This window comes from Colwellia sp. SU-HH01172, assembly GCF_057553355.1.
Window position 1 is genome coordinate 784,541 of sequence record NZ_BAAJMB010000001.1, and the last position, 23,586, is coordinate 808,126.

The 23,586-nt window shown below is 40.6% G+C and carries 21 protein-coding genes; 7 read left to right on the forward strand and 14 right to left on the reverse strand.

Annotated elements, in window-relative coordinates:
* Position 1: 1 nt before the first annotated feature.
* Entirely contained in the window at positions 2 to 901 is a 900-nt protein-coding gene (locus AC27JP_RS03515; RefSeq protein ID WP_487112109.1) for a ketopantoate reductase family protein, read from the forward strand.
* 63 nt (positions 902 to 964) lie between these two features.
* Here AC27JP_RS03515 and thiI read toward each other — a convergent pair whose 3' ends face one another.
* The 3 genes from thiI to pomA form a co-directional block, all read right to left on the reverse strand.
* Positions 965 to 2,419, reverse strand: a complete 1,455-nt coding sequence (thiI, locus tag AC27JP_RS03520) for a tRNA uracil 4-sulfurtransferase ThiI (RefSeq protein ID WP_487112111.1) — start codon at positions 2,417 to 2,419, stop codon at positions 965 to 967.
* A 120-nt stretch (positions 2,420 to 2,539) separates the two neighbouring features.
* Positions 2,540 to 3,484, reverse strand: a complete 945-nt coding sequence (locus tag AC27JP_RS03525) for a flagellar motor protein MotB (RefSeq protein WP_487113441.1) — start codon at positions 3,482 to 3,484, stop codon at positions 2,540 to 2,542.
* A gap of 9 nt (positions 3,485 to 3,493) precedes the next feature.
* Entirely contained in the window at positions 3,494 to 4,258 is a 765-nt protein-coding gene (pomA, locus tag AC27JP_RS03530) for a flagellar motor protein PomA (protein WP_487112113.1), read from the reverse strand.
* Positions 4,259 to 4,492: 234 nt separating this feature from the next.
* Between pomA and xseB the strand changes: the two genes are divergently transcribed.
* Genes xseB through dxs form a run of 3 tightly spaced genes read left to right on the forward strand, consistent with a single transcriptional unit; the run spans position 4,493 to position 7,533 of the window.
* Entirely contained in the window at positions 4,493 to 4,747 is a 255-nt protein-coding gene (gene xseB, locus AC27JP_RS03535) for an exodeoxyribonuclease VII small subunit (RefSeq protein ID WP_487112115.1), read from the forward strand.
* Positions 4,740 to 5,630: a (2E,6E)-farnesyl diphosphate synthase gene (ispA, locus tag AC27JP_RS03540; RefSeq protein WP_487112117.1), complete on the forward strand. Its 891-nt coding sequence runs from the start codon at positions 4,740 to 4,742 to the stop codon at positions 5,628 to 5,630. Before xseB ends, ispA begins: the two co-directional genes overlap by 8 nt.
* Before the next feature lie 22 nt (positions 5,631 to 5,652).
* Complete coding sequence (gene dxs, locus AC27JP_RS03545; protein ID WP_487112119.1) at positions 5,653 to 7,533, forward strand: 1-deoxy-D-xylulose-5-phosphate synthase; 1,881 nt, start codon at positions 5,653 to 5,655, stop codon at positions 7,531 to 7,533.
* A 299-nt stretch (positions 7,534 to 7,832) separates the two neighbouring features.
* On the opposite strand, the gene ribBA is transcribed toward dxs, so the two are convergent.
* The 10 genes from ribBA to AC27JP_RS03595 all read right to left on the reverse strand — a co-directional run bounded on the left by ribBA (position 7,833) and on the right by AC27JP_RS03595 (position 18,022).
* Positions 7,833 to 8,942: a bifunctional 3,4-dihydroxy-2-butanone-4-phosphate synthase/GTP cyclohydrolase II gene (gene ribBA / locus AC27JP_RS03550; protein ID WP_487112121.1), complete on the reverse strand. Its 1,110-nt coding sequence runs from the start codon at positions 8,940 to 8,942 to the stop codon at positions 7,833 to 7,835.
* A gap of 10 nt (positions 8,943 to 8,952) precedes the next feature.
* Entirely contained in the window at positions 8,953 to 9,612 is a 660-nt protein-coding gene (locus AC27JP_RS03555; RefSeq protein WP_487112123.1) for a riboflavin synthase, read from the reverse strand.
* Positions 9,613 to 9,678: 66 nt separating this feature from the next.
* A complete protein-coding gene (ribD, locus tag AC27JP_RS03560; protein ID WP_487112125.1) occupies positions 9,679 to 10,806 on the reverse strand; it encodes a bifunctional diaminohydroxyphosphoribosylaminopyrimidine deaminase/5-amino-6-(5-phosphoribosylamino)uracil reductase RibD in 1,128 nt (375 codons plus the stop codon).
* A gap of 33 nt (positions 10,807 to 10,839) precedes the next feature.
* Entirely contained in the window at positions 10,840 to 11,295 is a 456-nt protein-coding gene (gene nrdR / locus AC27JP_RS03565; RefSeq protein WP_487112127.1) for a transcriptional regulator NrdR, read from the reverse strand.
* Between the two features lie 460 nt (positions 11,296 to 11,755).
* Entirely contained in the window at positions 11,756 to 13,012 is a 1,257-nt protein-coding gene (gene glyA / locus AC27JP_RS03570; RefSeq protein ID WP_487112129.1) for a serine hydroxymethyltransferase, read from the reverse strand.
* 313 nt (positions 13,013 to 13,325) lie between these two features.
* On the reverse strand, positions 13,326 to 13,997 hold the full coding sequence (locus AC27JP_RS03575; RefSeq protein ID WP_487112131.1) for a hypothetical protein: 672 nt from the start codon (positions 13,995 to 13,997) through the stop codon (positions 13,326 to 13,328).
* Positions 13,994 to 14,590 carry an RNA polymerase sigma factor gene (locus AC27JP_RS03580; RefSeq protein ID WP_487112133.1) on the reverse strand — a complete coding sequence of 199 codons (597 nt, stop codon included), beginning with the start codon at positions 14,588 to 14,590 and terminating at the stop codon, positions 13,994 to 13,996. The genes AC27JP_RS03575 and AC27JP_RS03580 overlap by 4 nt, the downstream gene beginning before the upstream one ends.
* A 40-nt stretch (positions 14,591 to 14,630) precedes the next feature.
* Complete coding sequence (locus AC27JP_RS03585) at positions 14,631 to 15,794, reverse strand: ABC transporter permease (protein WP_487112135.1); 1,164 nt, start codon at positions 15,792 to 15,794, stop codon at positions 14,631 to 14,633.
* Positions 15,791 to 16,537, reverse strand: coding sequence for an ABC transporter ATP-binding protein (locus AC27JP_RS03590; protein WP_487112137.1), 747 nt, complete (start codon positions 16,535 to 16,537; stop codon positions 15,791 to 15,793). Before AC27JP_RS03590 ends, AC27JP_RS03585 begins: the two co-directional genes overlap by 4 nt.
* 33 nt (positions 16,538 to 16,570) lie before the next feature.
* Positions 16,571 to 18,022: an alpha/beta fold hydrolase gene (locus AC27JP_RS03595; RefSeq protein WP_487112138.1), complete on the reverse strand. Its 1,452-nt coding sequence runs from the start codon at positions 18,020 to 18,022 to the stop codon at positions 16,571 to 16,573.
* A 126-nt stretch (positions 18,023 to 18,148) separates the two neighbouring features.
* Between AC27JP_RS03595 and AC27JP_RS03600 the strand changes: the two genes are divergently transcribed.
* Positions 18,149 to 18,820: a hypothetical protein gene (locus AC27JP_RS03600; protein WP_487112140.1), complete on the forward strand. Its 672-nt coding sequence runs from the start codon at positions 18,149 to 18,151 to the stop codon at positions 18,818 to 18,820.
* A gap of 106 nt (positions 18,821 to 18,926) precedes the next feature.
* Here AC27JP_RS03600 and AC27JP_RS03605 read toward each other — a convergent pair whose 3' ends face one another.
* Positions 18,927 to 22,019, reverse strand: a complete 3,093-nt coding sequence (locus tag AC27JP_RS03605; RefSeq protein ID WP_487112142.1) for a TonB-dependent receptor — start codon at positions 22,017 to 22,019, stop codon at positions 18,927 to 18,929.
* Between the two features lie 453 nt (positions 22,020 to 22,472).
* Between AC27JP_RS03605 and AC27JP_RS03610 the strand changes: the two genes are divergently transcribed.
* Complete coding sequence (locus AC27JP_RS03610; protein ID WP_077286225.1) at positions 22,473 to 22,691, forward strand: EF-hand domain-containing protein; 219 nt, start codon at positions 22,473 to 22,475, stop codon at positions 22,689 to 22,691.
* 249 nt (positions 22,692 to 22,940) lie between these two features.
* On the forward strand, positions 22,941 to 23,576 hold the full coding sequence (gene trhA, locus AC27JP_RS03615) for a PAQR family membrane homeostasis protein TrhA (RefSeq protein WP_487112144.1): 636 nt from the start codon (positions 22,941 to 22,943) through the stop codon (positions 23,574 to 23,576).
* Positions 23,577 to 23,586: the final 10 nt, after the last annotated feature.

A 23,586-nucleotide genomic window follows, 5' to 3' on the forward strand; every position in this document is an offset into this window, starting at 1 on the left:
AATGAATATTGTTATCGTTGGGCAAGGGGCTATCGGTTTACTTTGGTATCAGCAATTAACTAAAGCGCCTAGTAATCAGGTTAGCTTATTGTGTTCAGCACGTGCCAAGTCTCCGCCTTCTGAAACTCTTTTTACTGATATTAATGGCCAAACAATAAGTCGGTCACTAACATTCGCGACAAATAAAACAATAAACAGTGCTGATATGGTGCTAATTTGTGTAAAGTCTTATCATATCGAGTTGGCATTAAAAAAGTTATCCCCACAACTTAATGCCAGCTGCATCATAGTTTTTTGCCATAATGGCATGATAAGTTTTGACTTATTTAAGCCATTATCACAACCTTGCTATCTGTTATTAACCACCCATGGTAGTAAAGTTATTAGCCCTTTTCACATTCAACATACTGGGCTTGGGCATAGTGATTTCGGCTCGATAAGCCAACAACCAACGGCCGATTTATCACGAAAAACGTTCAAGGTATTGTCTGAAGCACTACCGACACTGACCTTAACTGACAATATCAAAACAAAGCAATGGCTCAAGCTAGCGATTAATTGTGTTATCAATCCAATTACTGCGATATATAATATTGATAATGGCCAAATACTTGATGCTAAGTACAAGCCGTTAGTCGACAGCTTACTCAAAGAAATAGTAATGGTTGCGCAACTCGACGACTGCACATTCGAGTTCAATGAATTAAAATCACAGGTATTAGCGGTGGCAGAAAAAACCGCAAACAACTGTTCTTCAATGCGTAGTGATATTCTCCTTAACAGACGCACGGAAATAGATTATATCAATGGCTATGTGGTTAATTTAGCAGAAAAAAACGATATGGTAATGCCGGAAAATGAAAAGTTACTCCAGCAAGTTAGGGCATTGGAAAATTTATAACCTGAATACTAAAAAGGCCTTTAATAATAAAGGCCTTTGATACTGTAATCTTAAACCGAAATATTAAGGACGATAAACTTTAACATTCGTAAAGCCTGCCCCCAATAAGTAAAGTGCCTGTAACTTACTCATTACCCCTTGGTCACAATACAATAAGTAATCTTTCGTTTTATCTAAGTCGCCAAATTGCGTTGCTAACTTATAAAAAGGGATATGCTGTATTTCAACACCATTAATTTCCAACGGGTTTTCATCTTCTTCTTCTGGGCTACGAATATCTAATAGCACTGAATTTTTTGGAATATTGTCTAACGTATCAACCGCATGAATTTCTTCCTCGCTGTCTTTACCAATATCACGAATATCAAAAACTCGAGTTTCTTCAACGACTTTATCTAAAATTGAAAAATCAAAATTTGCTTCTTCTGCTTCAACCTTAGATAACACGGCTTTTACCGTCGGCTTTTTAGAAATTACACCGCAATATTCTGGGATAGTTTTGGCAAAATCTTCGGTGCCAATTTTACGGGCAATATCAATAATATCTTGTTTATCGTAAGCAGCTAATGGTCGCAAAATTAATGTTTCAGTTACGCGATCAATAACATTTAAGTTAGTTAGAGTTTGGCTCGATACTTGCCCTAACGCTTCACCAGTTATTAACGCTTGAATGCCCATTTTCTCAGCAACTTTCGCTGCCGCCCGCATCATCATGCGTTTAAGCACGACTCCCATTTGACCATTTTCAATATTTTCTAATATTTCAGCGACAACGGGCTCAAAATCGACAGCAAAAAACTTCACTCTATGTGACGCACCGTACTTGTCCCATAGATAATGACTAACTTGCTTAACGCCCACTTCGTGCGCTGCACCACCTAAGTTAAAGAAACAGTAATGAGTACGAGCCCCCTTCTTGATCATTTGATAACTAGCAACTCCGGAATCAAAACCACCTGACATTAATGACAAAACATCTTCTTGTGTAGCAATTGGGAAACCGCCCATCCCTTGATGGCGCTCGGTAACAATAAATAAGTTTTCGTTTTTAATTTCTAAATGCACCGTTACATCAGGCTTAGATAATTTAACTCGTGCCGATTCGACCTGTTGATTTAAACCACCACCAACATATTGTTCAACCTTAATAGAATTAAAGTCATGGGTACCGGTACGCTTAACTCGCACACAAAAGCTTTTATTTTCTATAGTTTTAGCATGAACAGCTAAAGTTTTTTCATAGATATCATGCAAGTCTGTAAAATTGGTTTGCTGCACTTCAATAAATAGTGGAATACCAGGAATCGACTTTAAGGTATTGATTAACTTTAAACGGTTTTCTGGCGTGTTATTCGCAGTATTAACTTCAATATTGTCCCAGTTCATTCGCGTTGTAACTTGTTCATCAACACGACGTAAAACATTTTTCACATTTGACTCTAAGATCTTAGTAAAACGCTTACGCACCGGACGGCTTTTAATGGTAATTTCAGCCTGTAACTTAACAATAAATTTCATCGATAATAACACCCATAAATAGAATGGCGCGCATTATACACTAAAATCTAGTACAGCCATAAAAAAAGGAGTACATCATTTGTACTCCTTATTTTTAGCAACAAAACGTTATTAACTTTTTTATTCTTGCCTAATAGATACCGGCTCAGTTTCCTTTGCTTTACCTTGATTAATGGCAATTTCTACACGACGATTTCTTCTGCGATTTAAACGATTAGTATTCGGTACTAACGGCCTAGTATCCGCATGGCCAACAACCAATAAACGCGATTGATCAAACCCCGGCACTTTAATAATTTCATGAGCAATAGCCACCGCACGTTTACTTGATAAATCCCAGTTTGAAGTAAATAACTCAGAGTTTATACCTTGATTGTCGGTATTGCCCGAAATCATAATCTCTCCCGGTACGGTATTTAATAGCAAGCCAATATCACGCATGATAGGTTTAAATTGCGGCTGCAAAAATGCCGAACCCGATGGAAATGAACCATTCTCACGAATGCGAATAATCACTTGTTGGCCTAAGGATTCCAGCTCAATAGCACCGTCTTGAATTTGTTGTTCAAGTTGTTCTGCAATTTTCTTAACTAACTCATTTACCTGCTCTTGTGACGCTTGCTCCAACTCTTCTTTAGCTTTTTGCATCGCTTGCGCCGACATTTCATCAGCGGTACTTTGTGATTGACCACCGCGCTCCGTGCCACGTTGTTCTTGTCGACCACCAGCAGAGGTTTCATCACCCGCTTGGAATTCCAGCATTTGCTGAGTCATTTCCATGGTTTGCTGCTGGATCACTTCAATCGGTGTCGGCTCAGGTTTACCCGGGCGAAACTCCTGAGCGATAATACTGGTACCTTTAGGAATGTCCTTTACTTCAATTTTATTTTGCACACCAAAAGCAAACTTCATCGAACCGGCAATTTGCTTAAACTTTAAGACATCCATTTCCGAGAATGACAAAAGTAAGACAAAGAAACACATCAATAATGACATGAGATCAGCGAATGTCCCCATCCATGCGGGTAGCCCTGGGGGGGGACATTTACATTCTTCTTCCATAATTTACTCCCGCTACTCTTCGGTGGTACTAATGGTACGCTTACTTTCCGCAAGATAGTTTTTCAACAAGCCTTCAATAACACGAGGGTTTTGACCATCTTGAATCCCTAATACGGCATCAAGAATAAGCTGTTGATTCATTTTCTCTTCATTCAAACGCAGCTTAAGTTTATTGGCGATAGGTATGGCAATAACGTTAGCTAAAAATGCACCATATAAAGTTGTTAAAAGTGCCACCGCCATTGCTGGGCCAATCGCTTTCGGATCATCCATGTTTGACAGCATGGCAACTAGACCAATCAAGGTACCTATCATACCCATTGCTGGCGCAACATCGGCGAGTCCCATCATCATACCAATGCCAGTTTCATGACGTTCACTGGTTAAGGTAATATCTTTTTGTAAGGTACCACGCACAACATCGGCATCATGACCATCAACCAGCATGTCGACGCCTTTTTGCATAAAGGCATTGGAGATTTCGGCTTCTTCTAACGCAAGAAAGCCACCTTTACGTGCTGCGTCAGCCATTTCAACTGATTTTTCAATCAGCTCATCAGGTTGTTCAATTTTGAATAAAAACGCTTTTCCGGCAATTTTTCCGATAGTGAAAAACTGCCCCATATTATAATTAGAAAGCACCACGAAGATTGAACCACAAAAAACAATCAGTATCGATTGGGTATCGACGAACATATTGATGTCGCCACCTAACACCATTGCCATTACAATAAAGCCAATAGCTCCAACCATTCCCAATAGCGTTGCTAAATCCACAAATGCCTCCGATAAATTCTCTAGATATACTCGCTAAGTTGATAATACCTGATGAATAGGTGTTAGGCGAATACTTATATTTTTACTTATACCTGTATTATCGCCCATATTGTCAATAACTTAAGAAGCAGTTAGCAATATTTTACTATCTGGCTTTAATTCATCATTAATTGACCCAGCGCCCCAGCTAAGGTAAGTTTGCGCCTAGAGTTCATATCAGGCTAAAAAAAGTCCATGGCAAGAAAAAAAATAGAGAATTTAAGCTTCGAAGAATCCTTAGCTGAATTGGAAACCATAGTGCAAAATTTAGAACAAGGTGACCTTAACCTTGAAGACTCAATGAGTTTATTCGAACGTGGTTTACATTTAAGCCAGCACAACCAAGAAAAGCTACAAGGCGCTGAACAACAAATCAATATACTATTGGAAAAAAATGGCAAAGCTCAGTTAGCAACGTTTATCACTGACGAGAATAATAATAGTGACTAAACTAACAGATATTGCCGTTGTGCAAACGCGCATTGACAATTACTTAATTGATAAACTTGAAAGTTTACCTATTAATGATGAAAAACTGCATGCCGCCATGCGCTATGGCTTACTCATTGGCGGCAAACGCATGCGTCCCTATCTTGCCTATATTACCGGCGAATCACTAAATGCTAAACAAAGTGACATCGATGGCGTTGCCGCGGCATTAGAGTGCATTCACGCCTACTCATTATTGCATGATGATCTACCGGCAATGGACGATGATGATTTACGTCGAGGACAGCCCACTTGCCACAAAGCCTTTGATGAAGCGACTGCTATTCTGGCCGGTGATAGCCTGCAAACCTTAGCTTTTGATATTATTGCCAATCATGAATTCTCAGAGGAAGTCGCCCCCAAACGCATTGAGTTACTTCGCCATTTGGTTAACGCCAGCGGCTATCAAGGAATGTGTGGTGGTCAAGCATTAGATTTAGCGGCAACAGGCAAAGCGATTTCGCTTGATGCATTAGAAACATTGCATTCTTTAAAAACCGGGGCATTATTAGAAGCGTCGGTAATGATGGCTGCCGAATGCAGTACTGAGGCAACGAAAAAGGATAAAGAGCAACTATCTCGCTATGCAAAACTAGTGGGCTTAGCGTACCAAGTGCGTGATGATATTATCGACATCACCTCAACCGAAGAAGAGCTTGGCAAGCCGGCTGGGTCGGACCTAGCGGCGGAAAAAAGTACTTACCCAGCATTGCTCGGTTTGCAAGGTGCACAAGAAAAAGCTGACAACTTATATCAACAAGCGCTTCAAGCTTTAGCCACTTTGCCCTACAATACACAGAATTTATCCGATTTTGCGACTTTCATAATCAATCGCAAACATTAATATTTAAATTAAATAGAATAATATGACTATAAACCTGACTGAATATCCTTTACTGGCCAACATCAATACCCCTGATGACTTACGTAAATTAGATCAAAAGCAATTAGCACAAACCAGTGAAGAATTAAGACGTTACTTATTAAATTCGGTAAGTAAAAGTAGTGGCCACTTTGCCTCAGGTTTAGGCACCATCGAATTAACCGTCGCTCTGCACTACGTCTATAACACACCATTTGATCACTTAATTTGGGATGTTGGTCATCAAGCATACCCACACAAAATATTAACCGGCAGGCGTGATCAGTTACACACCATACGTCAAAAAGACGGCCTTCATCCATTTCCATGGCGAGAAGAAAGTGAATACGACGTATTAAGCGTTGGTCATTCAAGCACCTCTATTTCTGCTGCACTAGGTATGGCTGTTGCCGCAGAGAAAGAAGCGAAAAACCGTAAAGTCGTTGCTGTTATTGGTGACGGTGCCATGACCGCAGGAATGGCATTTGAAGCGTTAAATCATGCCGGTGATATTAATAAAGACATGTTAGTCATTTTAAATGATAACGAAATGTCAATTTCAGAAAACGTTGGTGCGTTAAACAACCATTTAGCAAAAATGCTTTCGGGAAGCCTTTATACCGGTATTCGTGAAGGTAGTAAGCGCATACTTAAAAATATTCCGCCGATCAAAGAATTAGCCAGTCGCGCCGAAGAACACCTCAAAGGCATGGTGGTACCCAGCACCTTCTTCGAAGAACTTGGCTTTAATTACATTGGCCCAATTGATGGTCACGATGTTGACGGTTTAGTTGATACCATTTCCAATATGCGTAACCTTAAAGGTCCACAATTACTGCATATTGCCACTAAAAAGGGCAAAGGTTACCAACAAGCTGAACAAGACCCGATCAAGTACCATGCGGTTCCAAAATTTGATCACACCGAAACCACGCTGCCGAAAAGTGCGCCAAGTTTGCCAACCTATTCAGCAATATTTGGTGACTGGTTATGCAAAACTGCCGAACAAGACAATAAACTTGCTGCAATAACGCCAGCCATGCGTGAAGGCTCTGGCATGGTTGAATTTAGCCAACGCTTTCCCCAACAATATTTTGATGTTGCTATCGCTGAACAGCATGCGGTTACATTTGCTGCGGGATTAGCAATTGGTGGTCGTAAGCCTGTTGTAGCAATATACTCAAGTTTCTTACAACGTGGTTATGATCAATTCATTCATGATGTTGCCATTCAAAACTTACCGGTATTATTTGCCATTGATCGCGCTGGCATTGTTGGCGCTGATGGTCCAACCCATCAAGGCTCATTCGATTTAAGCTTTATGCGTTGCATTCCAAACCTTACCATCATGGCTCCATCTGACGAGCGTGAATGTCAACTTATGCTAAATACCGGTTATCAATTAAATGCACCAGCTGCGGTTCGTTACCCTCGTGGTAGCGGCAATGGCGCAACCTTACCGGCAATTAATGAAACCATTGAAGTGGGTAAAGGCAAGCGTATTCGTGTAATAGCTGAAACCGCTCCAGCAAGTAAGGTTGCGATACTTAACTTCGGTACTACCTTAGCTGAAGCAAAATTAGCTGCAGAAACATTGAATGCAACTTTAGTTGATATGCGTTTCGTCAAGCCACTAGATCAAGCACTTATCAACGAGCTTTGTGCACAGCATGATGTCATTGTGACAGTGGAAGATAATGCCATTGCAGGCGGCGCAGGCTCAGGGGTTAATGAGTATGTTCTCAGCCAAGGCATAATGAAGAAAATTCTCAATATTGGCTTACCAGATAATTTTATTAAACACGGCACACAAGCTGAAATCCATCAAGAACTTGGCTTAGATGGTAAAGGTATCGTAGATAAAATTACTCAGTTTATTGCTTAGTACACGTCTTGATTTAAGCCTTAATTTAATAAATATCTTAAAACGAAAAAGCGATTTGAAGTCATTCAAATCGCTTTTTTTATGTACAGGATGTACGGTATGTCGCGGTTGCATGGATGCAAAGGAGCGTGTATGTACAAGATGTACGGTATGTCGCGGTTGCATGGATGCAAAGGAGCGTGTATGTACAGTATGTCACGGTCACCTAGTCGTTCATAGCCATCCTTGGCTTCTCGACATTAAGACTTCCATATCTGTCGATATGAAAAAGTGACTATATTTAAAGCATCAATAATCGATTATTCAGCGATATATTCCACCACTTCTAAACCAAAACCTGACAATGAATGATATTTAGTCTGTGAGCTTAATAAGCGCATCTTGCTAACACCTAAGTTAGCCAGTATTTGCGAGCCAACACCAACATTGCGTGAGCCAACGTGACGTTTCACTTCTTTCACGGTTTCGCCAGCATCTAGTTTGGCATATTTTTCTACTTGGGCGATCAGCTCTAATGGTGACTCATGCTTACCTAGTAGCACTAACACACCACCTTCTTTGCCTATTTTTTCTAGCGCGTTAGCCATAGGCCATTTGGCGACACTTTCACGTTGGCTAAATAATAAATCTCTAAAAGTGTTTTCTAAGTGCACACGCACTAACGTTGGCTCATCAGCATTAATCTCGCCTTTCGTTAAGGCAAAGTGTGCTTGGCCGTCAATAGTGTCTTTAAATACTGTTAAATCAAAGTCACCAAAAGCGGTTGGCAGTTTACACTGAGAAACACGCTCAATGGTGGTTTCATTGGCGTTGCGATATTCTATTAAATCGGCAATGGTGCCCATTTTTACGCCGTGCTTTTCGGCTATAATTTCTAGATCAGGACGACGCGCCATAGTGCCATCTTCATTTAGGATCTCCACGATAACAGCCGCGGCTTCAAGACCAGCTAAGCGCGCTAAATCAACACCTGCTTCAGTGTGCCCCGCACGATTTAATACCCCACCATCTTTCGCGATTAGTGGAAAAATATGGCCTGGTTGCACAATCGAATTATGATCAGCATCTTTCGCCACCGCCGCTAGCACTGTTGTCGCTCGGTCGGCTGCAGAAATACCTGTGGTAACGCCTTCTGCGGCTTCAATAGAAACGGTAAAGTTGGTGGTAAACTGTGCGTCATTCTTATCAACCATTAATGGTAATTTTAAAACTTCACAGCGCTCCGCTGACATTGGCATGCAAATAAGACCACGACCATGCGTTGCCATAAAGTTGATCGCCTCAGGCGTTACTTTTTCTGCAGCCATAATGAAGTCACCTTCATTTTCGCGATCTTCATCATCCATTAAGATGACCATTTTGCCTTGAGCTATATCGTCGATAATCTCTTGTGGCGTGTGTAAATTCATGACAACCTCTTTATTTAATAAAACCACTACGCGCTAACAGCGCATGCGTAACCCCTGACGGTTCTTGTTGGTCAGAGCTTTGCTTGGTAAGTAATCTTTCTATATAGCGGGCAATTAAATCAACTTCTAAGTTAACTTTAGTGCCAACTTGGTATTTACTGATAATTGTTTGTTGTGTGGTATGCGGCACTATGGTTAAGCGAAATTTATCAGCCGTTAAGCTATTAACCGTTAAGCTGGTGCCATCAATTGTGACAGAGCCTTTTTCCGCAATATATGCTGCAAGCTCTGCAGGCATAGTTAGCCAATAGTCAATGCTATTACCTTTATGTTCGATACTGGTAATTTCACTCACGGCGTCGACATGGCCCGACACCATATGGCCGCCAAATCGTGTGGTTGGCAACATCGCCTTTTCAAGGTTTACATTATCACCGATCTGATAATGCGCTAGGCCAGTACGGGTTAAAGTTTCACTGGAAACATCAGCACTAAAGCTTGAATTATCAACTGCAACAACCGTCAAACAAATACCATTAGTGGCGATTGAGTCACCCAACTTAACATCTGATAAATCTAATACGCCGGTTTCAATAGTGACACGTGCACCATCACCTGAGCTATTAATCGCCCTTAAACGCCCTACTGCTTCTATAATTCCTGTAAACATTTTCTCGTTAACCTATATTTCAATAGTTGTCGCGGTTATTATGGTCGTTACTATTTGCTAATGTATTTAACGGTAAAATTTTGCCGTTATTCTAATATCTTGTCCCACCATGCGCATATCGATAATATCAAGCGCTTTCGCATCAGAAAGTTTCTCTATTGCTGGCATGTTGACTAAACCTTTACCGTCACTACCCATCAATTTCGCGGCTTGATATAGCACTAATTCATCAACTAAATTTTGCTCGATAAAGGCACCACTCAGCTGTGCACCTGATTCAATTAAAATATCATTTAGTCCCTGCTTGCCCAAATATGCTAACAGTAATTGTAGGTCGATATGTTTTCTATTAGCCGCCTGTGGAATTTGTACCTGTTCTACAAAGTGCGGCCAATCTTGGCTATTTTCAATGGCATGTCGAATGATTAATATTTTACCCGGCTGTTGAAATATCGCCAGCTCAGGTGTTAAACGGTTACGACTATCAATAATAATACGTACTGGCTGCCTAACCTCGCTTTCTGGATACGTGTTTTTAAGCTCACCAAGTGACTGCCAGCGCACGTTCATTTTTGCATCATCAAAAATAACTGAATCCGCACCACAAATGATGCCGCAGCTTTGTGCGCGTAATCGTTGCACGTCAGTTCTCGCTTCATTAGCAGTTATCCACTGACTTTCGCCGCTGGCCATGGCGGTTTTACCGTCTAAACTTGCCGCCAGTTTACAGCGCACATAGGGTAATTTGGTGGTCATTAAATGGATAAAACCAGGATTCAGTGCGCGGGCGTCTTGCCCTAATAAGCCAAATTGCGTTGTAATGCCGGCAGCTTGTAAAATTTCTAAACCTCGACCCGACACTTTCGGGTTTGGGTCAACCATAGCGGCAATAACATGGCCAACTTGAGCCTTAATTAATGCTTCTGCACATGGTGGCGTTAAGCCATAATGGCTACATGGCTCTAACGTGACATAGGCAGTAGCACCTTTGGCTTTATCACCAGCTTGCTTTAAAGCATTAACTTCGGCATGGCCTTCGCCGGCTTTTTGATGAAAACCTTCTCCAACTATTTCACCATTTAACACCAACACACAGCCAACTCTTGGGTTCGGCGATGTGGTAAAGTGGCCGCGCTTAGCCAGTGCTATAGCGCGTTGCATAAATTGATGGTCTTCGGCAGAAAATTGTTTCACGTGGGCACCTAGTATGAAATGACCTAATTTACGTTATTCGTCGTCGCCCAAACGGGCTATTTCTTCACCAAACTCTTTAATATCTTCAAACGAGCGATATACCGAAGCAAAACGAATATAAGCGACTTTGTCTAAGCTCTTAAGTTGTTCCATAATAATGGTGCCTAACAGCTCACTGGAAACTTCTCGTTCGCCTGTTGCACGCAATTTAGATTTTAACTTATTGATCGATAATTCCATTTCTTCGGTGCTAACCGGTCTTTTCTCTAGCGCACGTACTAAACCGTTGCGCATTTTATCTTCGTTAAAAGGTTCTCGTGAGCCGTCACGCTTAATAATGCGAGGCATAACTAGCTCGGCACTTTCAAACGTTGTATATCTTTCATGACAAGCTAAGCATTCGCGACGACGGCGCACCTGATGGCCGTCGGACACTAAACGAGAGTCGATAACTTTAGTATCGGTGGCTGAGCAAAAAGGACAATACATTGATGAGTTCCGTCGTTAACTAGTCATGAGTAATTTAATTACCAGCATTTTAATTGAAAACCGTTCATTAAGCTAAAAATCTTAACAGGAATATGAAATTAACTTACTTATACCCAAACCATTTGAAGATGCAGTTTCAGAGTTAAGCTAGGAAATCAGAGTAAGGCGCCGCATGCAGGTAATGATTATTCTCTTACTAAGTGCTGTAACACTGAACTGATTTTCTAGCTTAGCTCTCGCAAGGCAAGGCGATAAAGGGCCAGCTCCGGCGTTATTAATTTTTACAATGGAACAACCATTCTATTCAATCAATGCCTTGGTGCTGCCCCTTTTTCGACTTGTTGAATTCTGCATATTCAAGTGGCATGCGTATATAAAAAAATGGCCACAAAGTGGCCATTTTTAAAAAGCTATTTTAATACAGCAAAGTAATATTTACTTCGCTCATCCATAAGTAGAATTACTTATAAACAGGGAAGCGAGCACAAAGTTCTTTAACGCCTGCTTGTACTTTGGCAATTGTTTCTTCGTTATTGATATCGTCTAAAATATCACAGATCCATGCAGTAATTGTGCGTGTTTCTTCAGTACCAAAACCACGACGAGTGATGGCAGGGGTACCTAAACGTAAGCCCGAAGTAACAAATGGTGAACGTGGATCGTTCGGCACAGAGTTTTTATTCACTGTGATATGCGCACGGCCTAAGGCTGCATCTGCATCTTTACCTGTAATATCTTTATCAATTAAATCAAGTAGTAATAAGTGGTTTTCAGTACCGTTTGAAACTACTTTATAGCCACGCTCTTGTAATACCGCCACCATAGCTTTGGCATTGTCTAATACATTTTGTTGGTACGCTTTAAATTCTGGCGCTAATGCTTCTTTAAACGCTACAGCTTTTGCCGCGATAATGTGCATTAGTGGGCCACCTTGGCCACCAGGGAATACCGCACTGTTTAATTTTTTGTAGATAGCTTCGTCATCACAACCAGAAACAATTAGGCCGCCACGTGGGCCTGCTAATGTTTTATGGGTTGTGGTTGTGACTACGTGTGCATGTGGTACCGGGTTAGGATAAAGACCTGCTGCAACTAAACCAGCAACGTGCGCCATATCAACGAAGAAATAAGCGCCAACTTTATCTGCAATTTCACGCATACGAGCCCAGTCAACAACACCAGAAAACGCAGAGAAACCACCGATGATCATTTCAGGCTTGTGTTCAATGGCTAAACGCTCTAGTTCAGCATAATCAATATCACCAGTTTCTGGGTGTAAACCGTATTGAATAGCTTCGTAAGACTTACCTGAAAAGTTTACATGTGAACCATGTGTTAAGTGACCACCATGAGCTAAGCTCATACCTAACACTTTACCGCCAGGTGTAACTAACGCTTGAAATACTGCTGCATTGGCTTGTGAACCTGCATGTGGTTGCACGTTTGCGTACGTAGCACCAAATAATTCTTTTGCGCGGTCAATCGCTAATTGCTCTGCAACATCAACGTATTCACAACCACCATAGTAACGCTTGCCTGGGTAGCCTTCGGCATATTTATTGGTTAACTGTGAACCTTGAGCTTCGAGTACACGTGGGCTACAGTAATTTTCTGAAGCGATGAGTTCAATATGCTCTTCTTGACGAACAACTTCATTGCTCATTGCTTGATAAAGTTCTGGATCAAAATCAGCAATATTCATTTCACGTGTAAACATGTTATTTCCTCAAATAGTTTGCCAGCGGCAATAATTGGCTTTCTGTTGTTTCAACATTAGCAAGGTCAAAAATAATTGCGGCATATTCTGCCTGAACTTGTATGGGTTGTATACGATAAAACCACGCTCTTTTAGTTCATTTTGCAATCAATTATGCTTTGAGGTTAGCGATAAAAGCTTTTAACGAAACCATCAAATAGTCACCTAGACTAATATACTGTCTTAAAAACACAAAAACAACAAATTTAAAACAACAAAATAATCATAATACAAAATATAATTCGCACAATATCATTTTTATGGTTTTTTATAATTATTTCATTGACAATAACTGCAGATATTCTTTCTTGCGTTTTCTATGCAGGTATTCCACAACAAGATACATAGCTAACATAAAACCATTTGCTATTAGGAATGCCGTCAATAGTGGTTTTTCACTGCTTTGCCCTACGGTATAAACAAACCAATTCACCAACGGCAAAAAAGGTAGAAAGGAAATTTTTGTGATCCACAGATATTTCATTGAAGATTCACTGCCGGCAATAGCGTTATCGATAGCTTTTTCTGGGCTATCACATAATTGTGACCAGGTCGCTAGGCGCAATTTAGTTTCAAAATAAACAAAAATGAGTGATATCAGGCCACCTAAACCAAGATAGGTGTTTACAGGGTCCCCCAACTGACCATCAAAAACACCATATAGAAACACCAAGAGTAAACCTAGTGTCGCGATTATATTCAAGGCAAAGCAAAGCTTAGCGCCACGTGTTCTTCGCCGAGTACGTTTTACTAATGCATTGATGTCTGTTTTCGGTGTTGGTTGCGCTTGCCAGTCTTGACTCAATTCCGCCCATGCATCATCAAAAACGGTTAATTGCTCGTCATCATTTTTAAGTTCAGTTGCTTGCGTTTCATTTTTTGCTTGTAAATCCGCTTGCTGTTCACCTTCAACAATCGCATTATTTGGCTTTATTTCTTTGTTCATTCGGCCTCCAGCATCTGCATCAACGCAGCCTTTGCACGTTGTAACCTAACACCCACTAAATTACTGCTGATTGCTAAAACATCAGCAATCTCTTGGTAACTCATGCCTTCTAAGGCCAAGGTAATAACTTGTTGTTGTTCAAGTTTTAATTTACGAATAGCACTGGTCAGCCGTTGCTGTCGTTGCTGTTGATCTAACTCTTGGTATGGGGTTCGTTGACTATCTTCAGTTTCTTCATCAGTACTAATATCACTGATGTTACTATCTGTTTTGATCGTTTTAATAGCTTTAGCAACGTGCGTGGCAAGAACGTTATGGGCAATACGCGCAACAAATGTTTTAGCGCTAGATTCCTGCCTAAACTTGGGCAGTGCACGCCAAATATTTAAAGCGATTTCCTGAAACAATTCATCTTGAATCGCCGGTTTTGCTTCAAAGCCCATGATAATATGGCGAAGAAGCTTTTCATACTCCTGCAACCATTGACGAAAAATGACTTGATGATCCAAACTACTATCCTTGCTTTCAGTTTGCTTACGAGTGAATACTTTTTCATAAGGCGCTGAGCTTTTCATTGGCATAGAATTTAACATGATAATAGTTTGGTAATCATTACTTTTTCTTAATGTAGGCTTAACTTAACGCCATAACCACTTTTTCAGATTTCAGCTTATTAGCCAACATAGTGACTAATACAATGGTAATAGCGATCGTCACGCCACTGGTTGTTAACATTGCCAGCCAATTGACCTCAACGCCTTTGAAAATATCTTCCATAATTAACGACTGTCCGGCAATAGGTAACCAATCTAACCACTGCGGACGATCATCCATCAACATTAAAGCAACAGGTACAAAGGCAGGTATGGCAATAATCATGTTAACGGTTGACTGCGCCTCTTTAAAACTCTTGGTTTGAAAGGCTAAAAACAGCTGACATGCGGTGGCAAAGAAGCAAATAGGTAACAGTAAGAATAATAACGTTAATGCTTTAGGAACGCCTAAGCTAAACGTCGCGCCTATCTTAGTTAAATCAACAAAGCCAACGGAAATTGACGTCAACACTAATACCATAGTCACGCCAATAATAGAAATCGTTGAAGCACTACAGAGCTTAGCCAAAACAATTTTCATGGTACTCACCGGCTGGCACAACAGCATTTCAAGGACATTACGTTCACGTTCGCCAGCGCTGGAATCGATAGCAACTGAAAGTCCTGACATAAAGGCCGCCATCATCATGTATAAGCCCATCATCATCGAAATCATAACAAATGTTGCATCAGGTTTTGCGGTATCTTGTTCAACCACTTTTACTGCGTTGAGTAAGCGAATATCAACACCACGCAATAGCAAACGCTTATAACCAATTGATAATGAAAATTCCCGCACAGCATTATTAATTCGACGAACTGGCGTCCCTACCGCCTTATCATTAAAGTCGGCTTTTAAGTGCACCTTAATGGTTTTCCCTTCCGCCATATTTTTCGCATAGTCTTGTGGAATGTCGATGACAATATTACGCTCATCCCAAATTGCTTTATCGTCTTGAGGAGCGTCAGAGAAGCTTAAAAGGTTTTGCTCGGCTAAGTGAGTAATCAATTTAGGGGCGTACTCTGCACCACTAAATTTGATATAGACAGGAGGTTCATCAATCGCTTTTTCGATAATTATTTTTGACATCACCATTATCATAACGGGTGCCATAAATGCCATCATCAACGCCACCATTAAGGCGCGTTTATCACGAAAGGCTTCTTTATATTCTTTAAGTAATAATGCCTTAAACTGGATCATGCTGCTACTCCCTCATCCGAGCCAATTAGTTTTACAAACGCTTCTTCTAAATGGCTTTCTCCTGCTAAATCACAAAGCTCTTGTGGCGTACCCTGTGCAGCAAGTTTGCCATTAGCCACAATAATCACTCGATCACATAGCGCCGCAACCTCTTGCATGACATGAGAAGAGAACAAAATACAGTGCCCTTTGGCTTTAAATTTGGCTAAATGGTTGCGCAATATTCGCGTACTCATAACATCTAAGCCTCGAGTAGGCTCATCAAGGACAAAGTTTTTCGGTTGATGAACTAATGATTGAGCTAACGTCACTTTCATGCGCTGCCCTTGAGAAAACCCAACCGTTTTACGATGTGCCAGATCGCCTAACTCCAAATCAGCAATCACTTGTTCAATGGCTTGTTTTTTTGTCTTACCTGACATGCCATGAATACTGGCAAAATAGTCAATTTGCTCATAAGCCGTTAAACGTTCATATAAGCCGAATTTATCTGGAAAAATACCAAGTTTAGCGCGCGCCAACAAAGGCTCTTCTGTGACTTTAATGCCGTCAATGGTCGCATAGCCTTCATCAGCAGACAGTAAACCATAAAGGGTGCGCAAACAGGTGGTTTTTCCTGCGCCATTGGGCCCCAAAATACCCGTAATTTCACCATCTTTCGCGGTAAAAGATAAACCATCAAGTGCTTTAACTGTGTGTTTCTTATCAATAAAGCTTTTATGTAAGTTATTAACTTCAATCATTTTTATTTCCTTTCCCTTGTCGCTGTACCTGCTTTATTGAATACCATTAACACTGGTCATAAATGTCTCTTGTGGAACGTCTTCAAGACAAGACTCGTCTAGTGATTTAGGATCTTTCTTAGTTAAGAACTCATTAATAATGACATTTGCGCAGGTACTCATCGCCACCGTATGAGAAGCATTTTCAACCACAATATGATGGCTATTGGGTAAAGTTTTCGCAGAATATTCACCGTTACTTGGTGGCGTTACTGGGTCTAAATTCCCTGATAATATTAACGTGGGTATATCGGCAGTGACACTTTGGTAAAAATCTTCACTAGGGCGATATTCCGGAAAAAATGGGCAAACCATTTCCCAGGCAAATTGGCTGTCGGTGCCATCAAAGTTATTTTCTCCGTCAGCCTTTTTAACCTCAGAGGTGAGTCTCGGCATGTCTTCATTACAAACAATATTAAACAGTAATCCGGTATAAACCAGTTGCTCATCTTCTGTACGAGCCATCAGTCCAAGTAACGGTTGATAGTTCTCTAAATACGCCTGATGGATAACTAAAGGCACCATAGAGCGACCTTCCATACCATATAACTGAAAACGCAAGTTGCCAGTAAACTTAGTAGCATCAAGAACAAACTTAGTCGGTGTACCTAGACGCGGATGCAAAATATCGAGTGTCACTGGTTTTTCCGCCAAACGCGATTTTACCGCTTGAAACTCTTCAGCCAAATTTGGAAAAGCTTGATGGCATGATGTGCTATTTTTGCAGTTTTCCAGCAGAAGATTGAAAGAACGCGCGCCACTTTGGCCAAACATGCCAATTGGCACTTCTATTGGGCCAACACTGTCAAGTACAACACTGGCAAGCGAGTCAGGGAACATGCGCATATACACTAAGCCGGCACGCGTACCATATGAGCCACCATAAATATTTATTTTGTCATGGCCAAGCGCCGCTCGAATACCATCAAAATCTCTAATGGCATTTTCTGAATTATATTGCCTTACATCACCTTTAAACTGAGCAACACAATCTTTAACTTCTTGAGCATTCATCTCACTAGCTAAAGCAGAATAAACATTTTCAACCGCGTCAAATTCACACTCCAAGGCACTACTTTCGCCCGTGCCACGTTGGTCGACTAAGATAATGTCACGGGTTTTTCTTACTTCGTGAAATACTCGGTTTAAGCCGGTAGCCAATTCAACGGCGGCTTGGCCTGGACCTCCGGCTAAAAACATTAACGGCGCTTTATTTTCACTATTGTCAATCGCCGGTAACACGGCAAAATTAATCGAAATTTTATTACCATTTGCCTGTTGGTAGTTTTCAGGTACCTGTAATTTCCCACATTGTACTTGCGCACGTATTTCACCTAAGTGACAATTTTCTAGTGTTAAGTTTTCATTTTTTGTCTCACTTGCCAATGCTTGTTGCATGAAAGTCAACAGCCCAAATGCCAACACCTTCTTCCAAGTTATTTTCATTTTATCCTTCCTAATGATAATGTTGCTTGTATAGTCTCGGCACTTTCGAATTTATTACAGTTTTTCTAAAATAAAATACAATTATAATTTAATCGCCTGATAATTAAGAAAAATATAGGTTTTTTTATGAACGACGTTAACACAGAACAAGCTCAACAAACTGAAAAAGATGGCGATAGCAAAACCGGCATAAGTGGTGAAAAGCTGAATTTAATAATCGCCTTATGCGCAATTTTAATTTCGGCGGCTTCATTTTATGCCACTTACCTCCAAGCTGACGCTGCAGAACGACAAGTCAAAGCCATGACCTTGCCTTTAGTGCAGTTCACCAGTGGCAATTGGGACAATGAACTGAGAAAGCAAGAGTTAACCCTAACACTTAAAAATGCTGGTGTCGGCCCGGCCATCATCAAACGTGTTGACTATAAATATCAGGGAAAAAGTTATGCCAGCTTATCAGAGTTTTATCGAGCGTGTTGCGAAGCAGAAGCAACAGAATATTTTAACCGGGTAAAAGAAAATATTAGAGAAAACAAAGTAGATACTGAAGGGATATATATCACGAGCCCATTAATTAACAGCATAATTCCCGGCCAAGAAAAAACTAAATTTTTAACATTTGCCTTAGCAAAAGAAAACCAAACATTTTGGCAAAAACTTAACGACGAACGCTTCTATTTAACGCTAAAAGTTTGCTATTGCTCATTACTTGGCGAGTGCTATAACACCGAGAAAAATGGCATCGTTGAACCCATAGAATATTGCCCTGTTCGTCAAGAAAAATCGAAAATACTGTAAGGCTTTAACTGATTTAATTCAGAAAAAATTTACACATAAAAAAAGCCGCTAGGGAGAGTTAGCGGCTTTGACTTCGACAGATTATAGTTTCTCGTTGAAAACCAATCTAAAAATCATAACGAACTGATAAACGAACGCTTCGTGGGGCTTGCCAGCCTTTCGGTGTATTCCACAAAGCATCATCATTAGCAGTAATGGCATCATCGTCAGCTAAATCCTGTACTGATGCGGTTTCGCCTATTTGTCTGACACTTGTCACACTGTCCCAACCGAATGGGTTATCAACTTGCAAGCTGAATAACGCTTGGCCATCGAATATGTCCGTAAAGTAATTCAAGCCAAGGCTTAACGTTTGAACACTTTCCATTCTGCCAGCCGTGCCACGAGGAACAGCTTGGTCATCTTTCCTAAAATACTCTGCCCCCCAACCTGGTAAGTCTTCGTGATAACCAAAGTGATTTACCGGTGCACCTGAGACAATGTTGTAATTAAACGAAGCAATAACATCTTCTGTGATCTGATAGGTACCCCAAAGCTTGAAATTATGCGGACGGTCATTAGGTAAACGACCGTAGCCATCTTCAACAATTTGTGGCTCATCAAATGAACGTGTCCAACCCGGATCGCGTTGTTCGTTGTCCGAACGCACTAGACCTTCGGTATTACCTTCAGAGCGGCTCCATGTATATGAACCGGCAATATGAAACTCTTCGGTAACATCACCATCAAAACTAAATGTAAGCGCCTTGTATTTACGTTTAGCCTTCGGATAGCCTAAGTAAGATGCATCAATAGTTTCCTTCGTTAAAGTACCATCGCCATTAAAGTCTTCCCAAATAGTTAAATCAGTTCCTGGGTTAATAAATCTTGCCGAACCACCGTTCCACACTTGGCCAGCAACACTTTCAAAGCCAGAGCAATCTTTATTTTGATCGGCACACCATTGTAAAACTCCCCAGCCATTTTCACCCGCAAAACCATCAACTTGTGAGTCTTCAATCGATACTTTTAGATCACGGTAGGTTGCTGTTAGTCCAAGCACCCAATTGTCATCGACAACAATTTCATAACCTAAGTTGTAGCCATCTAAATACATAGGGTCAAGGTCTGCATCAGCAAAGATTGCACCGTCACGCACTTCGCCATTACCGACAACTTGATAACCTTCAACCGGACCTGTTGTTAAGGCTCCGGTATTTTCATCAAAACTTAGTACTTGGCTAAATGAATGTACGTCCGTTTCAGGCGAAACAAAACGCTCACTAACTCGTGCTGCAACCGGTTGATAGTAACGACCATAGTTGAAAAATACTTTTTGAGTACCATCACCTAAAATATCATAATTAAGTGAAAGTCTAGGGGCGAGCTGATTATCAATATCGATCCATTTTTCGCCATTACTTGTGGTATTGGCAAAAGCTTCATTGCGCACACCAAGGGTGGCCACTAACTGCTCGGTTACTTGCCAGGTATCTTGAATATAATAAGCTGAAAACTCACCATCAAAATCTGCATCTTTATCAAATTGGCGTGAATAATAATAATCGCCAACAGGCATAGTAAAACTGCCGTCTACACACGAATTTCCGCCAGTACACCAACGTGTACGTTCCGTTGCTGCATTATATACACGTGAACGTGAAAATTGTTGTCCGTCTGGGCCATGGCCTCGACCAGTCGTTTTCGAGTTAGTATCATCCTGCTCGTAACCAAAGGATAAGGTGTGATTCTCAGTAATATCCCACTCAAAGTCTACTCGTAAGCTATCACGTGTATCTTCACTATAATTACTGTAAATTCCTACTGTATTGGTCACTAACTTGGTGCCACCACGGCGATCTTCTACCCAAAATTGATCAGGTGTACCACTACGTTGATCGTTAATGGTTTCCATTCTGCCCAAACTAGCAGAAACAGATAAATCATCAGTTATATAGCCGTTGTAGCTAAAAATGTAAACTTTGTTATCGGTTTCAATTGTGCGGTCTAAATTTGCAACGTCTGCCGCTTTTAGATCGCCTTTACCGGTAACAGGAGACCAGAAATAATCGTGACTTGTCGATTCACGTTGGTTGTCCATATAAACAAAATTAACCGCGTGATCGTCAAAGACTTGCCAATCAAGGTTAACAAATAGGTTGTCTTTTTCTACTTCTCGCTCTGTGAACTCAGTTGTGCCTGTGCCAGCATCAGCCCATTCATCTTGATTATTCGACGGCGCATATAAAACGTAGAAAAATGCCGTATCTTCGACTAATGCACCACTTGCCCACAGTGAAAGTTCTTTTTTATCAACTTTATTTTCAGAGTTGCGATAATGGTTTGTCCATTCGTCGCCACCTGTTTTAACATAGTTAAAGTCTGGGCGAGTACCGCCTAAACTACTGGGTTGCCAGTCAAATTTGCCACCAAATGAAAACTCATTAGCTCCAGATTTCGCAACCATATTAGTAACACCACCAACGGTACGCCCGTACTGCGCTGGAATACCACCATTAATAACATTAATTTGATCAACAGCCTCCCAAGCAAAATCAGAAATAATCGCGTTGTAACGAATATCAGTAATATTAAAACCATTTAAATAGTAGCCATTCTCTGCAACAGAGCCCCCTGCAGAACTAACTAAGCGACCATCAGAGCCATCAATACCATCAAAAATTCCGCTTGCCCCCATGCTATTGCCTGGAGCTAATACAGCAACAGAAGAAAGGTCTTCACCGATTGGTAATAAGGCCAATTCTGAAGCGCTGAAAACAACCCCCTGTTGTGAACTTTCCAAATCTATTTTGGCGACCTCACTACCTCGGATCTCGATTACCTCAATAGAATCATCGCCCAGTGAAATACTTCCAAGATCGGATGTTTGACCCAATGTGATCGTTAAACCCGTTACTTCCGCAGTTTGATAACCTGCTTTTGAAATAGTTGCGGTATACCTACCAACGGGTAAGCCCTTTAATGTAAATTCACCGATAGAGTTCGTGGTCACTTTACGGCTAATACCTTTGCTCTCATGCTTTAAAACAACAGTAACATTTGCAAGATCAACACCAGACGAAACAATTGTTCCTCGAGCTTGACCATAAACGTCACTTGCCGCCATAGCGGCAGGTGACGAAAGCAAAATAGCCGTACTTACCGCTATTGCTGCTAACGATTTTCTTGGCCCAAAGCCATTTTTTATTCTTTTTGACATTGTTAATCCCTTCTGGCGCATTGCAATGCACTCATCATTATTTATTAATTTTATTGACAACCCGATATATTGTATACAATATATCGGCACTGAATATAATATAGACAATTACAACATTCAAGTAACATTTAATTAACTATTAGAAACTAATTGAATAAGTAATTTATTCAACAACTTATGTAGGAATTGTTACCAAGAGTGCTGAAAGCAGGTGTTTTTACCAAAAACAATAATCAGGGATTTAGTGATAAAATCGCTCTTGGCTCAATCGAGTTGTTAGTGACTTGGTGCTGAAATATTAAGATGTTGCACGTTGCCAATCTAAGCCATAAAATATGCACCTGTGCTGAAATAATGTGCAAATAAATGAAATAACATAATTAATCATTCACATATTGCTAAAATAACGATAAAGTCATTAGTAGATATATTTCGCCAAGAAGAGGATAACTGATGGAATTAAATCAGTGGGTTGATGAACTATTTGAAGTGTTTGATGAAGACAAAGATGGCGTAATCAATAGAAGTGAATTTGTCGAATTGATTGACTGTTTGCTACAAGATAAAGGCATTCGCATGTGCGAAACCATTTTCAATCGTTTTGATAAAAACCATGACAATTCAATCTCTAAAGATGAATTACGTGAGATGGTTATTGACCTAGCACTTTAATATAAATTTTTGCGCTTATAGCACTTGCGTATAAGCGCGCATACTTCTTTTTTATTACTTTCCCCTAGCACATAGCACCCTTGCGGTATATTTACATCTACTCCTCCTTAAAACTTCACATTTTCCAGACAGTTATTTTATTCGTACCTTAGGGTTTGTTGACAAGGTATGACCACTAGCACTCTCAAACTGAATTTGTTAACATGCAATAGCGTACACGTGTACGCTGAAATTATTAGGAAATTGTGCGTGCAAAGTCAAAGTTATGATTTATCAGAAGAAATCGTTAATGCTATTAGCCATGGCCTAGCAACATTATTGAGTGTTGCGGGTTTAACGCTGCTGATCACACTCGCTTGGCTGCAAAATGATATATTGAAAGTGACAAGCTTTGCCATTTATGGCACAAGTTTGATCTTGCTTTTTAGTGCCTCGACGCTTTATCACGCACTACTGAACGATAAAGCGAAAAAGCTATTTAAACTGCTCGATCATTGTGCGATTTATTTATTAATTGCCGGCACCTACACGCCGTTAATGTTAGTGACATTGGCAGATGATGTCGGCATGATAATGCTAGCCATTATCTGGGGCATTGCCTTGCTAGGCATAGTATTTAAAATAAAATTTGGTAATAAATATAAAAAGTTATCGCTAGCTACGTATTTAGGTATGGGCTTTATTTCACTAACGATAATAAACAAGATCAATGCTCAACTGGCAACTGAAGGCATAGCACTACTTGCACTCGGCGGCTTAATTTACGCACTAGGCACCATTTTTTACGTGCAAAAAGACAAAAAATATAGCCATGCAATATGGCATGTCTTTGTCTTAGTTGCTGCTATCTGCCATTTCTTTATGATGTTGTTTTACGTTTTATAGTTCAGCATCG

Coding starts and splice junctions, on each gene's coding strand:
- AC27JP_RS03590 (WP_487112137.1), bottom strand. CDS start 16,537: ATGATTGAAGTTAATAACTTACATAAAAGCTTTATTGATAAGAAACAC.
- AC27JP_RS03610 (WP_077286225.1), top strand. CDS start 22,473: ATGGAATTAAATCAGTGGGTTGATGAACTATTTGAAGTGTTTGATGAA.
- ribBA (WP_487112121.1), bottom strand. CDS start 8,942: ATGAATTTACACACGCCACAAGAGATTATCGACGATATAGCTCAAGGC.
- dxs (WP_487112119.1), top strand. CDS start 5,653: ATGACTATAAACCTGACTGAATATCCTTTACTGGCCAACATCAATACC.
- AC27JP_RS03585 (WP_487112135.1), bottom strand. CDS start 15,794: ATGATCCAGTTTAAGGCATTATTACTTAAAGAATATAAAGAAGCCTTT.
- nrdR (WP_487112127.1), bottom strand. CDS start 11,295: ATGTATTGTCCTTTTTGCTCAGCCACCGATACTAAAGTTATCGACTCT.
- xseB (WP_487112115.1), top strand. CDS start 4,493: ATGGCAAGAAAAAAAATAGAGAATTTAAGCTTCGAAGAATCCTTAGCT.
- AC27JP_RS03515 (WP_487112109.1), top strand. CDS start 2: ATGAATATTGTTATCGTTGGGCAAGGGGCTATCGGTTTACTTTGGTAT.
- AC27JP_RS03555 (WP_487112123.1), bottom strand. CDS start 9,612: ATGTTTACAGGAATTATAGAAGCAGTAGGGCGTTTAAGGGCGATTAAT.
- AC27JP_RS03600 (WP_487112140.1), top strand. CDS start 18,149: ATGAACGACGTTAACACAGAACAAGCTCAACAAACTGAAAAAGATGGC.
- glyA (WP_487112129.1), bottom strand. CDS start 13,012: ATGTTTACACGTGAAATGAATATTGCTGATTTTGATCCAGAACTTTAT.
- AC27JP_RS03575 (WP_487112131.1), bottom strand. CDS start 13,997: ATGAACAAAGAAATAAAGCCAAATAATGCGATTGTTGAAGGTGAACAG.
- thiI (WP_487112111.1), bottom strand. CDS start 2,419: ATGAAATTTATTGTTAAGTTACAGGCTGAAATTACCATTAAAAGCCGT.
- AC27JP_RS03580 (WP_487112133.1), bottom strand. CDS start 14,590: ATGTTAAATTCTATGCCAATGAAAAGCTCAGCGCCTTATGAAAAAGTA.
- AC27JP_RS03605 (WP_487112142.1), bottom strand. CDS start 22,019: ATGTCAAAAAGAATAAAAAATGGCTTTGGGCCAAGAAAATCGTTAGCA.
- AC27JP_RS03595 (WP_487112138.1), bottom strand. CDS start 18,022: ATGAAAATAACTTGGAAGAAGGTGTTGGCATTTGGGCTGTTGACTTTC.